Origin of the sequence: Geopsychrobacter electrodiphilus DSM 16401, assembly GCF_000384395.1 — a bacterium.
Classification (GTDB): domain Bacteria; phylum Desulfobacterota; class Desulfuromonadia; order Desulfuromonadales; family Geopsychrobacteraceae; genus Geopsychrobacter; species Geopsychrobacter electrodiphilus.
Window position 1 is genome coordinate 1,192,171 of sequence record NZ_ARWE01000001.1, and the last position, 15,259, is coordinate 1,207,429.

The 15,259-nt window shown below is 53.4% G+C and carries 14 protein-coding genes; 9 read left to right on the top strand and 5 right to left on the bottom strand.

All coding sequences use genetic code 11. From position 1 onward, the window contains the following. Positions 1 to 11: 11 nt before the first annotated feature. From D888_RS0105705 to D888_RS0105715, 3 genes are all read right to left on the bottom strand, one after another. Positions 12 to 668 carry a tetratricopeptide repeat protein gene (locus tag D888_RS0105705; protein WP_020675581.1) on the bottom strand — a complete coding sequence of 219 codons (657 nt, stop codon included), beginning with the start codon at positions 666 to 668 and terminating at the stop codon, positions 12 to 14. Between the two features lie 87 nt (positions 669 to 755). Then, positions 756 to 1,637: a phosphoribosylaminoimidazolesuccinocarboxamide synthase gene (locus D888_RS0105710; RefSeq protein WP_020675582.1), complete on the bottom strand. Its 882-nt coding sequence runs from the start codon at positions 1,635 to 1,637 to the stop codon at positions 756 to 758. A 4-nt stretch (positions 1,638 to 1,641) separates the two neighbouring features. Next, entirely contained in the window at positions 1,642 to 3,585 is a 1,944-nt protein-coding gene (locus D888_RS0105715; RefSeq protein ID WP_020675583.1) for a SurA N-terminal domain-containing protein, read from the bottom strand. A 204-nt stretch (positions 3,586 to 3,789) separates the two neighbouring features. On the opposite strand from D888_RS0105715, the gene D888_RS0105720 reads away from it, so the two are divergent. The 5 genes from D888_RS0105720 to rodA all read left to right on the top strand — a co-directional run bounded on the left by D888_RS0105720 (position 3,790) and on the right by rodA (position 9,281). Next, a complete protein-coding gene (locus D888_RS0105720) occupies positions 3,790 to 4,836 on the top strand; it encodes a rod shape-determining protein (RefSeq protein ID WP_020675584.1) in 1,047 nt (348 codons plus the stop codon). Positions 4,837 to 4,980: 144 nt separating this feature from the next. Next, positions 4,981 to 5,799, top strand: coding sequence for a rod shape-determining protein MreC (mreC, locus tag D888_RS0105725; RefSeq protein ID WP_020675585.1), 819 nt, complete (start codon positions 4,981 to 4,983; stop codon positions 5,797 to 5,799). After that, a complete protein-coding gene (mreD, locus tag D888_RS0105730; RefSeq protein WP_020675586.1) occupies positions 5,796 to 6,332 on the top strand; it encodes a rod shape-determining protein MreD in 537 nt (178 codons plus the stop codon). The genes mreC and mreD overlap by 4 nt, the downstream gene beginning before the upstream one ends. Further along, positions 6,322 to 8,184 carry a penicillin-binding protein 2 gene (gene mrdA, locus D888_RS0105735; RefSeq protein WP_020675587.1) on the top strand — a complete coding sequence of 621 codons (1,863 nt, stop codon included), beginning with the start codon at positions 6,322 to 6,324 and terminating at the stop codon, positions 8,182 to 8,184. The genes mreD and mrdA overlap by 11 nt, the downstream gene beginning before the upstream one ends. Then, complete coding sequence (gene rodA / locus D888_RS0105740) at positions 8,184 to 9,281, top strand: rod shape-determining protein RodA (RefSeq protein ID WP_020675588.1); 1,098 nt, start codon at positions 8,184 to 8,186, stop codon at positions 9,279 to 9,281. The genes mrdA and rodA overlap by 1 nt, the downstream gene beginning before the upstream one ends. A 17-nt stretch (positions 9,282 to 9,298) precedes the next feature. Here rodA and yidD read toward each other — a convergent pair whose 3' ends face one another. Beyond that, positions 9,299 to 9,715: a membrane protein insertion efficiency factor YidD gene (gene yidD, locus D888_RS22935; RefSeq protein ID WP_020675589.1), complete on the bottom strand. Its 417-nt coding sequence runs from the start codon at positions 9,713 to 9,715 to the stop codon at positions 9,299 to 9,301. Continuing rightward, positions 9,712 to 11,037: a replication-associated recombination protein A gene (locus D888_RS0105750; RefSeq protein WP_020675590.1), complete on the bottom strand. Its 1,326-nt coding sequence runs from the start codon at positions 11,035 to 11,037 to the stop codon at positions 9,712 to 9,714. Before D888_RS0105750 ends, yidD begins: the two co-directional genes overlap by 4 nt. 169 nt (positions 11,038 to 11,206) lie before the next feature. Between D888_RS0105750 and D888_RS0105755 the strand changes: the two genes are divergently transcribed. The 4 genes from D888_RS0105755 (at position 11,207) to D888_RS22940 (ending at position 15,218) form a co-directional block, all read left to right on the top strand. Then, positions 11,207 to 12,061, top strand: coding sequence for an NAD(+)/NADH kinase (locus tag D888_RS0105755; RefSeq protein ID WP_026362234.1), 855 nt, complete (start codon positions 11,207 to 11,209; stop codon positions 12,059 to 12,061). Positions 12,062 to 12,072: 11 nt separating this feature from the next. Next, positions 12,073 to 13,743, top strand: a complete 1,671-nt coding sequence (gene recN / locus D888_RS0105760) for a DNA repair protein RecN (RefSeq protein ID WP_020675592.1) — start codon at positions 12,073 to 12,075, stop codon at positions 13,741 to 13,743. Between the two features lie 12 nt (positions 13,744 to 13,755). Further along, on the top strand, positions 13,756 to 14,205 hold the full coding sequence (locus tag D888_RS0105765) for an N-acetyltransferase (protein ID WP_020675593.1): 450 nt from the start codon (positions 13,756 to 13,758) through the stop codon (positions 14,203 to 14,205). Between the two features lie 146 nt (positions 14,206 to 14,351). Next, the gene (locus D888_RS22940; RefSeq protein WP_156826953.1) at positions 14,352 to 15,218 is read left to right on the top strand and encodes a M23 family metallopeptidase; all 867 of its coding nucleotides are present in this window, start codon (positions 14,352 to 14,354) and stop codon (positions 15,216 to 15,218) included. Positions 15,219 to 15,259: the final 41 nt, after the last annotated feature.

Consider the following 15,259-nt stretch of genomic DNA (forward strand, 5'->3'; position numbering starts at 1 on the left):
TGGCGTCGGGGTTAATTTTTTGGGAAAGGGGCGTTACGTCGATCTTCCCAGTAGTTGGTAATGCGTGCAACCAGGCTGTGACCCCGTCCGTAGTTGACGGCTTCAAACAGGGCGCGAAAGGTCTCGCGTTCGAGACGCAATTTAAAGTAGATCTGGGCCATGTGGAAATTGGCCCAACCCTTCTCCTCATTATTTTTCGCCTGGGAAAGCGCCCGCTGACTTTCGTTGAGGGCCGGCTTGAATTGTCCTTGTTTCAAGAGAATGACCGATTTCAAGTCAAAGAGCCTGCTGTCGGCGGTCGGGAGGGTTTGTGCAAGGTTTTCAGCGGTCTTGAGGTTGTCAAAATTTACGGCTTCAAGTAGAGCCAGATGATAACTCAAGGTCTGTTTCTGAGAGTTGTCAGACGGATAGGTAAAGGCTTTTTTGTAGACGCGGCGGGCTTCTTTATACTTTCCCGTTGATTCTAACAGATCGCCATATAACAAAGCATCGTCAACATTCGGGTTGCCTGTTATGGCCTGCTGCATCTCTTTGAGCGCCCCGGGGATATCTTGAACCGAAATCATCGCCGTGGCCCTCAGGCGATGTTGAGCCGGGGTGATGGTGGTGCTGTTGGTTGCCGGGGCGCAGGCTGGTAAAAGCAGAATCAGGATGCAGAACAGACGCATTCGATATTCTCCGACGGATAGCTGAAAATCAGGAGATTCTACCGAAACGGCGGCCGCATCAGGAGCGTGGCCGCCGTTTTTATAAGATCAGCAGGTAAGGCGTTTGAGCGCCTCAAGATATTTTTCACTGGTCCTCAGGATAATCTCGGGCGGTAGCGGAGGAGCTGGTGCCGTTTTCCCCCAGTCAAGGGTTTCGAGATAGTCGCGCAGGAACTGTTTGTCAAAACTCGGCTGCGCTTGACCTGCTTTATATTGGGCGCTCGGCCAGAACCGGGAAGAGTCAGGGGTCATGGCCTCGTCAATCCAGATGAGTTGGTCACCGATGGTGCCGAATTCAAATTTTGTGTCGGCGATGATGATCCCCTTTGTCGCGGCAAATTCGCGCGCCCGCTGGTAAATCTGGATACTCACCTCGCTGACTTTTTGCGCCAGTTCCGGCCCGCATAGGTTGGCGGCTTCGGCAAGGGAGATGTTCTCGTCATGGGTGCCGAGTTCGGCCTTGGTTGATGGCGTGAAAATCGGCTCAGAAAGCTTGCTGCTTTCGAGCATGCCTTCCGGCAGCTTGATGCCACAAACAGACCCTTTTTGCTGATACTCTTTCCAGCCGCTACCAGAGAGGTAGCCCCGGACAATACATTCGATCGGCAGTGGCTGCGCTTTTTTGGTCAGCATGCTGCGACCTTCCAATTGGTCGCGGTACTGATGAGTGATAGCGGGAAAGTCATCAACCTCGGTCGAGATCAGGTGGTTTGGAATCAGATCTCCCATCATTTCAAACCAGAATTTGGAGACCTGGGTCAAAACAAAGCCCTTCTGCGGAATCCCTTCGTTCATAATGACATCAAAGGCCGAGATTCGATCGCTGGTGACGATCAGCAGGTGCTCACCGAGGTCATAGAGATCACGAACTTTACCCCGGTTGAGAAGTTTCAGTTCCGGACAGTTTGTCTGGGTTACGATCTTGGTCATAAGCTTATCTCCGGCCTCGGTCGTTGGTAAGGGATGGGTCGATCGTGATTTCAGCGGCTTCACGTAATGTTTTGAGTTTGTCATTGATGATGGCTTCCTTTTTCTGGGAGAGAAGCCGATCTTCGATCTTTTTGCGTTCCGCCGTGTCAAGTTTTGCCGGGTCAGATTTTTCGCTCTGCTTGAGGCTGACCAGAACATATCCCGCGCCCTGTTTGAAGACCTTCGTTGCCAGAGGCTTTTCGCTGGTCAGGGAGAAAGCTGCGTCGGAGAGTTCCTGCGATGTACCGATTCGGGGGATAAATGCGCCATAGCTGCGGCTGAAAAGACCGGTCTCCTCTACCTGGAATTTAGCTGCCTTGGCGGCGGCGCTCAGGCTTTTCATCTCAGTTGCCTGTTTAAGCAGATTGTCGGCGGCTTCTTTCGCAAGATCGATCGCATGGGTCTTGCGGTAATCGGCCTCAACTGCCGTGCGGACTTCCTTAAGTTCAGGAATGCGGCTTTGCTGGCGCTCTTTGATGGTGAATAGATATACACCCTGGCTGGTTTGGACCGGGTGACCCAATTCGCCATCGTTCAGGCTGAATGCAGCTGAGATGATTTCTTCTTCGCGACCAATGCCGTCGATAGCGTCGGTGCGCGCAAACAGGCTTGTCTCTTTAATCGTCAGGTCGTTCGCTTTGGCCGCTGCGTCCAGGTTGCCATTTTTGCGGTTGATATTGTAGGCATCCATCGCTTTCTCATAGGCGATTTGTCGCTCTTTTTCAGTTCGGAGACCCTGCTTGACCTGGTCCATGGCCTCAGCGAGAGTTTTAACTCCAGGCTCAATGTAGTCTTCAAGTTTGATGATGTGGTAGCCGAAATCGGATTCAACAATTCCACTGAGTTCCCCCGGTTTCAGGTTGAATACCGCTTTATCGAAGGGCGCAACCATTGCCCCTCGACCAAAGTAGCCGAGTTCTCCACCTTTGGCCGCACTACCGGGATCATCCGATTTGGCCCGAGCCAGGGTTGCAAAATCTTTACCCGCCTTGAGTTCTTTAAGAATCGATTCGGCTATCGCGCGGCGTGCTTTTTTCTGGGTTGCGTCAGCATCTTTAGCGACCTTGATCAGGATATGAGAGGCCTTGGCCTGTTCCTTGACTTCGAACAGGTTGATATTGCGGCGATAATAGCGATTGAGGTCTTCTTTGCTGAAACTGGTCACCTCTTTAGCGTAGCTGGCGGGGTCAAACTTCAGGTAGCGCAAGGAGATTTTTTCGGGCAGGCGGAAATCTTCCTGATGGTCCTTAAAGTAGGTCTTCAGTACTTCATCCGTGACAGTTACTTTATTTTCAAAACTGGCCGGCAACAGACGAACAAAGTTCAGGTTGATCCTGTCGTTCTCCTTGCGAAAGGCCTGGTTGATCTCGTCAGCGCTGACACTGACTCCCTGCTGCAACTGCTTGCGCAATTTATCGACCAGCAGTTGGCGGCGTTGACTGGCTTCGAACTGCTCTGCTGAGATCTTTTCATAGTTTAATACTTGAATGTAGCGATTGCGGTTGAATTTACCGTCGACCTGAAAGGCAGGGTAGGTCGCAATTGAATTGACTAATTCGTCTTTGGAAACCTCAAGGCCGGTTTTTTCGGCTTCCTGCATCAGCAGGGATTGCCCGATGAGTTGATCAACGGCTTGTTGTTTCAAGTTCAGCTGTTTTTCAAGCTGGGGGGTAAAGTTTTCTTTGTAGATGCCTTGATAGAGGTTGTAGAGGTTGCTGTAAGCGCTCTGAAACTCTTCGTATGAGATTTTGGTGTCGTTGATCTGCAGGGCAGCGGCCTTCCCACTGGCCCCTTTGTCGCCACCATGTCCCCAGACCAGGAAGATTGTGCCGATAAAAGCTGCAATGATCACCCAGAAGATGATCTTGACAATAATCGTTTTTTGTTTGGTGCGTATCATATGAAGCATCAGTGAAAAACTCCTCGAAAACCAAGTGAATGACAGGGCTAAAAACAGCCACGCATGTTAGCCCAGCAATCTGTTGAATTGCAATATATATTTCCCTTTTTGGGCCTTGCGCAAAGAGATGCGGTTTGCTAGAGTGGGCGCGGTTTTAGTAGGAATCTGAAGATGAGATTTTTTGACCATTCTGGCCAGGGGACAATACGCGTTATGTGGAATATTTTTGATGCCGTGTGGGGGATGTTTTCAAATGACCTCGCCATTGACCTGGGCACTGCCAATACCCTGGTGTTTGTAAAAGGGAAGGGGGTTGTCTGTAATGAACCCTCGGTGGTTGCGGTTCACACCGGTGCCGGTGGGCAGCGCAAAGTGCTTGCTGTCGGCAAGGACGCCAAAGAGATGCTGGGGCGGACTCCCGGAAGCATCGTTGCCATCCGTCCAATGAAGGATGGTGTGATCTCTGATTTTGATCATACCGAAGAGATGTTGCGGTACTTTATCCGTAAGGTTCACAATCGTAAAACCCTGGTCCGGCCGCGGATTGTAATCTGTGTGCCTTCGGGGATTACCCAGGTCGAAAAGCGGGCCGTGCGTGAGTCGGCGGAATCGGCCGGAGCTCGTGAGGTATTTCTGATCGAAGAACCGATGGCTGCTGCGATCGGCGCCGGATTGCCGATTACTGAAGCCTCGGGCAATATGATCGTCGATATCGGTGGCGGGACAACCGAGGTTGCGGTGATCTCACTCGCCGGCATCGTTTACGCCCAGTCGGTCCGGGTCGGCGGCGATAAGCTCGACGAATCGATCGTGCAGTATATGAAGCGTAAATATAATTTATTAATTGGTGAGCGGACCGCCGAGGCGGTTAAGATCGGAATCGGAAACGTTTTTGCTGCCGATGACGAGATCCAGACCATGGAGGTCAAAGGACGAGATCTGGTGAGCGGAATTCCCAAGACCCTCGAAATCAACTCGACCGAAATCCGCGAAGCGATGTCTGAGCCGATCAACACCATTATTGAAGCGGTCCGTATCTGTCTTGAACACACCCCGCCCGAACTGGCCGCAGATATTGTCGACAAAGGGATCGTCCTTGCTGGCGGCGGTGCCTATCTGAAGAATCTGGATGTCCTGTTGCGTCAGGAGACCGGGTTGCCGGTGACGGTTGCCGAAGATCCCCTCTCGTGTGTGGTCATGGGTTCCGGGATGGTGCTTGATCAGATTGATCTGTTGCGGCAGGTTTCTGTGCCCTCCTGAGGTTTAGGTGTCCACTGCATAGATTGTGCGGTCGATCTAGTGTGAAAACCTGATGACGGGAGGATCAAGCGATCCTCCCGTTTTACATATAGCCTGCGTGTCACGCAGTGCGGTCCCTGTCTGCCCCATAGCTGTGAGCCCCAGATGCGTGACTTTCTGAAACGCCATCAAATAACCCTGCTGATCACTCTGCTGATTCTGGTCGTGGTGTTTATCTATTCGGTCAACCTGCGCAGCAAAACTAAAATTACCCTTTTTGAACGTGTCGTTTTAGCTCTGACTGAGCCCCTTCAACGTGGGATAGATCAGGCAGGCACCGAAATCAGCGCTTTCTGGAACAATTATATCTGGCTGGTGGATACGCGCCAACAGAATGTTGCTGTGATGCAGGCCAATCGTGACCTGCGAGCCGGCCTGGTCGCAGTGAATGAAGTCAAACTTGAAAACAAGCGGCTTAAAAAATTACTCGATTTTGTGGAAGCTGATCCACGCATCGTTTTACCGGCTCTGGTTGTTGCCGAGGATGCCAGTAGTTGGTCGCGGACCATTGTTATAGACAAGGGGACAGACCAGGGGGTACATGCCGGAGCTCCAATTGTCGTGGCCGAAGGGGTTGTCGGGCGAGTCATCAAGGCGGCGGACAATAGTTCCCGAGTGTTGTTGGTGACCGACGCTTCCTCGTCCATCGCCGCTCTGGTCCAGCGGACACGCACCCGCGGAGTGGCGCGAGGCAATGGACTAAACCTGACCCTTGAATATGCCTTGCGTGACGATCAGGTTGAGAAGGATGATCTGATTGTCACCTCAGGCATGGGTGGAGTCTTCCCGAAGGGGCTGATTATCGGGCGGGTGACGGCAGTTCAATACAATGATTATGATCTTTTTCAGCAGATAAATTTTACTCCGGTCGTTGACTTTACCCGACTTGAAGAGGTTCTGGTTCTGATGGACACTACGCCATGAGGGGGCTTTTCTCGGTTTTTCTCTGTGGTCTGATGTTCATCCTTCTGCAGACTACAATTTTCCCCCGGTTTTTGTCTGCCGAGCTTCGGCCCAATCTGTTGCTCCTTCTGGTGATTTATCTGGGTCTGAGTGAATCTTTTTTGCGCGCAGCTATTCTGGCACTGCTGCTCGGCGCTCTGCAGGATGTTTTTAGCGGTACAACTTTTGGCCTGTATGCCACCGTGCAACTGACAATTTTTTTGGTGGTTCGGCTATTTTCTGACCGTCTTAATGCAGAAAGCCGGAGACTTATCCTGGGGATGGTGGTTGTCGGGACCCTGATTCAGACCTTTGTCCTCGGCTTTCTGCTAACTATTTTTGCTGAGGCTGGCGCAGTGGTGAGTATTCTGCTTGCCGATCTTCCTTTTCAGTTGCTGTCCAATGTATTGACCGCCTGGTTGTTGCTGCTTTTATGGCTGAGATTCCAACCCCTGATCGGGACAAGATCAGGGATGGCTGGCCTTTTGTATCAGAGCAAACACCATGGGACTTGATGCGCGCTGGATTGAACTGCCGGCGGTGCAGAGACGCTTGTTGCTCTTCTCTGTAGCTGCTGCCGGGCTATTTCTGCTTTTGGCCCTGCGTCTTTGGTACCTTCAGATCATCAGCTATGATCGTTACACTGAGAAGTCAATGCGTAACCGGACCCGTGTTCTCTCCCTGGCTCCCCCACGGGGGCCAATTTATGATCGAAACGGAGAGTTGCTGGTCGGAAATCGTCCCTCTTTTACCGTTTCGGTGATGCGCCAAGATGTAGATGATTTGCCGGGCCTGCTCCAGAAGCTGGCCGGATTGCTCGGAGTGGATATTGCTGTTTTGCGTGATCGCTGGGAGAAAGGGAGTCGTTTTCCGATCTACCGCCCGGTTCCTCTTGCCGAGGATGTCCCACGTGATGTGATGGAGCGTGTTCTAGAGCACAGTACTGAGCTCCCTGGCGTTCTTGTTGAAGTTGTGCCGGTACGTGATTATCTCGAGAAAGGCTCTGAAGCCCATTTGATTGGTTACCTGGGAGAGGTCACGGAAAAGGAGTTGAGTCAGGATATGTTTGACGACCTTCAGCCGGGTGATGTTGTTGGGAAAATCGCTTTGGAGAAGACCTATGAAAAATATTTACGCGGCCAAAAAGGGCAAAGATTGGTCGAAGTTGATGTTAAAGGGAAACTTCTCAAGCAACTTGAAGTCGACCCGCCACGTCCTGGGAATAAGTTGTTTTTGACGATTTCCCGTGAAGTTCAACGTGCGGCAGATCAGGCCTTTGGCGACCAGTCCGGTGCGGCAGTGGTTCTGGATGTGCATACTGGTGACGTTCTGGCCATGTTGAGTCGTCCGACCTTCGATCCGTCGCTTTTTGTGAGTGGGATTGAAGGAGACGCCTGGGCACAACTGCTTAAAGATCCACGTCATCCTCTGCAGAACAAAGTCTTGACCGGGCTCTATTCTCCGGCGTCCACCTTTAAAATGATTGTTGCTCTGGCTGCGTTGCGCGGGAAGGTTATTACCAAGAATCACATCGTTGATTGTAACGGAGAGTTCAACCTCGGGGAGGCGCGATATCGTTGTTGGAAGAAGGCCGGCCATGGACGGACCAATCTTAAAAAGGCCCTGCGCGAAAGTTGCGATGTCTGGTTTTATCAGGTTGGGCTGGAGCTGGGGATTGATAAGCTTGAGGAGACCGCACACGAGTTTGGCCTGGGTGCGCCGGTCGGGTTTCCTCTGGGAGGGGAAAAATCCGGAGTTATCCCCTCGCAAAGCTGGAAGCGGCAGCGTTTTAATCAGTCCTGGTATGCCGGTGAAACGGTTATCACTGCAATTGGACAGGGGTATGTTCTCACCACTCCGATTCAGTTGGCGGTGATGACGGCGGCCCTGGCGAATCACGGGGATGTCCTGCAGCCGCAGGTTGTTCGGCGGGTCGAAGATTGGAATGGAACGGTGTTGAAAGAAGAGACGCCGCAGGTTATGCACCATATCGATATTCCTGAGGATGCGTGGAACGCCGTCAACCAGGGATTGGTTGCCGCGGTTAATGAACCCCATGGAACAGCCTCTGCCGCAAGAATGGGCAATATCGAAGTGGCGGGTAAAACCGGAACGTCACAGGTGGTTCGACGGCGGTCGGATGAAGAAGAAGCGGCCGATCGTCTTGACGTCCCCTATCGGTTTAGAGCGCACGCTCTCTTTGTGGCCTACGCTCCTGCCGATAACCCCGAAATTGCGCTGGCTGTCGTGGTTGAGCATGGTCAACATGGCGGGAGTGCCGCCGGGCCGATTGCCCGGGCGATATTGGAGAGCTATTTCAAGGGGCGAGGCGATGTCGCGACCACCATCCTGGAAGAGAGGCCTTAATGTTCGATCGTCGCTTGGTCACTAACTTTGACTGGGTCCTTTTGACTGTGGTGCTGATGCTGGCCGGTGTCGGAATCCTTAACCTATACAGTGCAACCAGTGGTTGGGATGTTTACTCCTTACCCTTTTATCTGAAGCAGAGTCTTTGGCTGGCTGGTGGGCTTTTTTTGGTGCTATTGATCTGTTGCTTTGATTATCGGCACCTTGAACATTTTTCGCTGCCGGCCTATGTGGTGACACTTGGCCTTTTGCTCTTCGTTCTGTTGCTGGGCAAGACATCAATGGGTGCGACGCGCTGGATTCATCTTGGGTTTTTTAATCTGCAGCCGAGCGAAGTCGCTAAGCTGGTGATTATTATGGCCCTGGCACGGATCCTGGCACGGACGGTCCAACCCTCTGGCTATCGTCTGCGGGATCTCTGGCTCCCCGCTTTGCTGTTAGCCCCCCCCTTTTTATTGATTGTGAAGCAGCCTGATCTGGGTACGGCACTGGTCGTGGTTTTTATTGCCGCTTCGATGCTTCTGTTTGCTGGTCTGCAACCCAGGACCTTGTTGGTTTTAGGTGTGGGCGGGGTGGCGAGTGCCTGCGGTGGCTGGTTTATGTTACGTGATTATCAAAAGGCACGAATCAGTACCTTTTTGAATCCCGAGGCGGATCCCTTGGGCAGTGGTTATCACATTATTCAATCAAAAATTGCCGTCGGTAGCGGAGGCTTCTGGGGGAAGGGTTTTATGGCCGGGACGCAATCGCAGCTCTCTTTTCTACCGGAACGGCATACCGATTTCGCCTTTTCAGTTTTTGCTGAAGAGTGGGGTTTTTCCGGGAGTATGCTGTTATTGCTCGGTTATCTGTTCCTGGTGGTTTGGGGGATCTATGTGGCACGGCGAGCTGCGGATCGGTTCGGGATGTTCCTCGCCTTCGGGGTGACGGCGATGATCTTCTGGCACATTGTGATAAATCTTGGCATGGTCATCGGCCTGATGCCGGTCGTCGGGGTCCCTTTGCCGCTTTTCTCCTACGGGGGAACCAGCATGATTACCACCATGATCGGTGTCGGCCTGCTGATGAATATCAGCATGCGGCGCTTCATGTTCTGACGCCTTGCAGCTGTCTCCTATTTTACCTTGTTCCACCAGAAATCATTGTATGACAATGGATCGTTGAAGCGTCGAACCCCCCATTTGGTAACAGGTTCCTGTTGCTCGAGCGGATCTCCTTCATGAAATAAGCGATCAACGGTCATGAACATTCCAAGTAAGGGACCGTGCTTGCGGAGTGCCTGCCGGGCATAGGCCGAGCAGGTCGGATACATTGGACAGCGGGCACCATCAACCGGTGAGATGTAGGTTTGAAAGATACTGACCGCCTGATCGAGTGGATTGATATCTGTTGTCGCGCGCGCCGGTTTGTTGCCGGCGCCAGCGTCCCAGGGGCCCCATTCCGTCGCTAATGAAGTTGTTGCCGTCAACCCAACCGTCAGCATCATGAATGCCAGCGCCAGTCTTGAGCTCCCTGCCAGGCTCTTCTTCACCGGGGCTTCTCCTGGGTGGCCTCGAACTGGTTGCGAATAAAGGCCATCCGCTCGCCAATCAGTTTTTCATAGCCACGATCGGTCGGTCGATAAAAGACTGTGCCCTGTAATTTTTCAGGCAAATGCTGTTGCGCGGCGACTCCCCCCAGATGATCATGGGCGTATTTGTATCCCTTGCCGTAATCGAGCTCTTTCATCAGACTGGTGGGCGCATTACGAATATGCTTGGGCACCGGCAAGGACCCGCTGTTGCGCACTTCGGCCTGGGCCTGTTTGATTCCAACATAACTGGCGTTGCTCTTGGGGGCTGTCGCCAGATAAGTGACCCCCTGAGCCAGGTTGATCCGTGCCTCGGGGAGGCCGACGAAGTGGACCGCCTGTTGAACGGCCATAGCCAGTTGCAAAGCCCGCGGATCGGCGTTGCCGATATCTTCTGAAGCAAAAATAACCATACGTCGCACAATAAAGAGCGGATCCTCTCCAGCCTCAATCATGCGCGCCAGCCAGTAGAGCGCCGCATCGGGATCGCTTCCCCGCATACTCTTGATGAAGGCCGAAATGACGTTGTAATGTTCTTCAGCGCCCTTGTCGTAGAGCAGGGCCTTCTTCTGTAACGATTCCTGAGCCAGGGTCAGATCTATTGTCGTACCAGTAGTTGCCGCCGCGGCCACCTCCAGCGCTCCCAGCGCCACGCGTGCATCGCCAGCGGCCTGATCAGCCAGAAACTCGAGGGCATCCTCGGCGATCTGCAAATTATTGGCAGCGAGCCCACGTTCTTCGGAGAGTGCGCGCTGGATGAGCAGTTTGATTGCCGGCGGGTCAAGGGGCTCGAGAACAAAAACCCGTGAGCGTGACAGGAGCGCCGAATTGACCTCAAAACTCGGATTTTCGGTGGTTGCACCGATCAGGGTGATTTCCCCCTTTTCGACTGCGGGGAGAAACGCGTCCTGCTGCGCCTTGTTAAACCGGTGAATTTCGTCGACAAAGAGCAGTGTGCGCCGACTATAATAGGCGCGTTGATGTTTGGCTTCGGTCAGGATTTCTCGTACGTCCTTGATGCTGCCGAGCACCGCGGAAAAGAAGACGAAACGGCTGCGGGTGGTGTTGGCTATGACCTGTCCGAGACTGGTTTTGCCGGTCCCGGGCGGACCCCAGAAGATCAACGAGCCGAGTTGGTCTGTTTCGATGAGCTTACGGAGCAGTTTTCCTTTGGCCAGAAGATGTTGTTGGCCGACGACCTCGGCCAGACTGCGCGGACGCATGCGTTCGGCCAGGGGCCGATCACGGCTCTGATCCTGCTCCTGATTAAAAAGATCACTCACTGACGGCCCTTATATTCGGGTTGAAGAGGCCTGCAATGTAGCACGAAGGTCAGGCGCCTACAACTGCCTAAGTTGTTGAAAGCGATAGACTTTGGCGTAAACATGTGATATCTCCGAGGACACTTGTTTTTACCTGCTGAGGGACCCGCGAAACGGGAGAGCTACATTGATTCAGACTGTTGGAATATACGCTAAGATCAATCATCCGGACGCGCCGACACTGGTCCGGAATATTTGCACCCGGCTTCAAAAAAACGACATCAATTTCTTGCTGGAACCCTGGTTGGGCAAGGCTCTCAACAGCGAGTCGGTCGCCGCCAAGGATGTAATTCCAAGGCGTTCCGATCTGATTATCGTCCTCGGCGGTGACGGGACCCTGATCTCGGTGGCGCGGCAGGTCACACCGCTGCAGATTCCAATTTTGGGGGTCAACCTCGGCAGCCTGGGATTTTTAACCGAGATCACCCAGCATGAATTACCAGCGATGCTCGAGATGGTTCTGACGGGCCAGTATGAGATCACCGATCGAATGATGCTGGATGTTGAAATCCTGCGGCAGGGGAAAGTCGTTGAGGCCCTGACCCTGTTGAACGACGCGGTGATCAATAAGGGGACCCTGGCCCGAATTATCGACATGCAGACCCGGGTCGATGGAAACTATCTGACTACCTTTAAGGCCGACGGCCTGATCGTCAGTACTCCGACCGGGTCAACCGGCTATAATCTGGCCGCAGGCGGGCCGATTATTTATCCCGGCATTAATAGTCTTGTGATTACTCCGATCTGTCCGCATATGCTGACGAATCGGCCCTTGATCGTATCGAGCGATTCAGTGGTCGCCATCGATGTCAGCTTTACGGATGATGTTGTGTACTTTACCGGGGACGGTCAGATTGGGGCCAGTCTTGAACCTGGAGACCGGGTTCAGGTGCGCCAGTCAACGGCGCGGACCTATCTGATTAAAAGTCCGAATCGAAACTATTTCGAGATATTACGCGCAAAATTGAGTTGGGGCGAAAGATAACCTGAGTTGTTATGCTGTCTGATCTGATTATCAAAAACTTTGCCATCGTTGAACATCTGCATGTCAGTTTTCAAGACGGCTTCAATGTACTTACCGGTGAGACAGGGGCGGGGAAGTCGATTATCATCGACGCGGTCAATCTGTTGCTGGGTGGCCGGGCCCGGGGTGATGTAATCCGGACTGGGACTGAAGAAGCGACGGTCGAGGCGATTTTTGAAGTGGGTTCTACCCCTTTATTAAACCAGAAGCTGGTCGATATGGGGCTGGAAAACGGTGATGAACTGCTGGTCAGACGGATTGTCACGCGCAGCGGGAAAAATCGAATTTATGTGAATGGCTCGCCTGTCCCTTTGGCCCAGCTGCGTGAATTGACCCCCCTGCTGGTGAATATCTACGGTCAGCATGAACATCAGGGGCTACAGCGGGTGGAAACTCACCTGCCCCTGCTCGACATCTATGCCGGTTGCCAGTCCGAAGCCGAGGCCTATAAAGAGGCTTTTGTGCGCATGAACGAGATCGCCGGTCAACTCCAGCGTCTCGAGTTAGCGGAACGGGAGCGTCAACAGCGCCTGGACATGCTGAGCTTTCAGCGTCAGGAGATCGCCGCCGCCGACCTGCAGCCGGGGGAGGATCTGATCCTTGAGCAGGAGCGACGTCTTTTGCAGCACGCCGGCCGTCTATCCGAAGCGAGTCATGGCGGGTATCGGACCCTCTACGCCGGCAACGGTGCGGTCTGCGAACAGCTGACCGCCGTGGCTGAATCCTTAGCTGGGTTGCAGCAGATCGACCCACTGTTGGGGGAGCTGAGTGAGTCCCTGAAGTCGGCGCTTTATACGGTTGAGGATGTTGCAACCCAGTTGCGTGATTATGCGCAGAAACTTAGTTTTGAGCCTCAGCGTCAGCAGCAGGTTGAAGATCGGCTTGCACAACTAAAAACCTTGAAACGCAAGTATGCACCGACCGTGGAAGAACTTCTCGCATTCTTGCAGAAGCTAGATGCCGAGCTGGACGACTTGCAGGATATTGATGGACGGCGCCGGGAGTTACAGCAGCAGTTGGTGCAGGCAGAGGCAGACCTGCGTGAAAAGGGGGGATGCTTGAGTGCCAAGCGCCTTGCCGCAGCGGGGCTCCTGTCGCAGCTTGTGGAACGTGAACTCTCTGACCTGGCGATGACCAACGCGCGCTTCGAAGTGCGACTTTTGCCGCAGGTTAAGCCGGGTGTTGATGGTCTGGAGTCCGGGGAGTTTTATCTGGCGGCCAATGCCGGAGAGAATGCTCAACCGCTGGCCCGCGTTGCCTCGGGGGGGGAGTTGTCGCGCATTATGCTTGCGCTGCGCCGTAGCATCCCTGACGGTGACACGGTTCGGACCCTGATTTTCGATGAGGTAGATGCCGGAATCGGTGGCGAGGCGGCCAGCGCGGTCGGTGAGAAAATTTGTCGTCTGGGTGAAGGGATGCAGGTGCTGTGTGTCACCCATCTGCCACAGGTCGCGGCATTTGGCCACCATCACTATCGGGTGGCCAAGCAGCAGGTTGATGGCCGGACTCGTACCAGCCTGACCCTTCTGCAAGGGGAGCCCCGGGTGCAGGAGATGGCCCGCATGCTCGGGGGCGCTCAGGTGACAGAACGTACCCTTGATCACGCCCGCGAACTGCTTGACCGTTCCCACACCCTGGCTTGAGCCGGAGAGTTTATGATCCGTCGTGCACTTATTACTGACGCCAGGGCAATTCATCAACTGTTGCTCGGGTATGCACAGCAGGGACAGCTGCTCGGCCGTTCCCTGGTAGATATTTATGATGCTCTGCGTGATTTCCATGTCTTCGAAGAGGAAGGCCAGATTATTGGCGTTGGCGCCCTGCAGATCTGCTGGGAAAATCTTGCAGAGATTCGTTCCCTGGCCGTCAAAGACGGGTTGATCGGCCGAGGAATAGGCCGCCTTCTCGTTGAGGCCTGCCTTGAGGAAGCGCGCTTGTTAGGGCTTAAACGGGTTTTTGCATTGACTTACCAGCCGCGTTTTTTTGAAAAACTCGGTTTCACTGAAATCGAAAAATCGGATCTGCCGCATAAAATATGGACGGATTGTATCCACTGTATCAAATTTCCTGATTGCGACGAAATTGCCCTTGCTATCGATTTATAGAGGGAGTTCGTCCCTGGTTTGTCCATCTTTTTGGCCGGGTCTTATGGTTCTTTAGGGGGTGTCCCCCCTTGACAGCCTGGAGGAAAAGCTTTAAAAAGCTTAATCCAACTGAATCTAGATGTTTTCCTGGTGGAGATAATCTCAACGTGGCACGTCGATTTACCTTGATGTATATCCCCGATTCTGGCAAGCGGACCCGACGTTATCTGGTTACGCATCGCCTGATCATCTCAGCGTTGGCCGTTGCCAGCGTCTGTGTCCTGGTGTTGGGTTACATCTGTGTTGATTATTATCGACTGCAACTGGATCAGCAACAATTCACCCGGCTGTTGATTGAAAACAGCGAACAACGTCAGCAGCTCAGCCACCTGACGCGCAGCTTTGGCGAGTTGCAACGTGATGTAGTGGTTATGGCTGGCGCTGAAGCCAGGGTGCGAGAATCCCTGGGTCCCGACGCTTCAGTACCAAAAGCTGTCCCGGTCGGCATCGGGGGGGCGCTTGAAACCAGCGCTACTGACATGACAGCGTTGCAGAAACAGATCAACGATTTGCGGCTGGCCATCGATCTGCGCCGGGAATCTCAGGAAGAGGTCCGCGACCTGTTGAATGATAAACACTCTCTGGCCTCAGCGACCCCCGAAGGATGGCCGACCAAGGGGTGGCTGACCTCCTATTTTGGGATGCGGGAGTCTCCTTATAGTGGTGAACCCAAAATGCATGAAGGCCTGGATATCGGAGCCAATATCGGAACGAGTGTGACGGCTACCGCTGACGGCGTGGTGGTCAAAGCCACGACTGAACCGGGTTTCGGGAAGGTTGTCATGATTGATCACGGATATGGCTATCGCACCATTTTTGGTCACAATTCCAAACTTATGGTGACGCCCGGGATGCGAGTCAAGCGCGGCGACAAAATTTCAGAAGTTGGTAACACCGGCCGCTCGACTGGTCCCCATCTGCATTATGAAGTGCGTCTCAATGGCGTGCCGATCGACCCGCGTAAGTTTCTCTGATTTCCCTGGTTAACTCTCCTATGTCGGCATAAAACCGCATC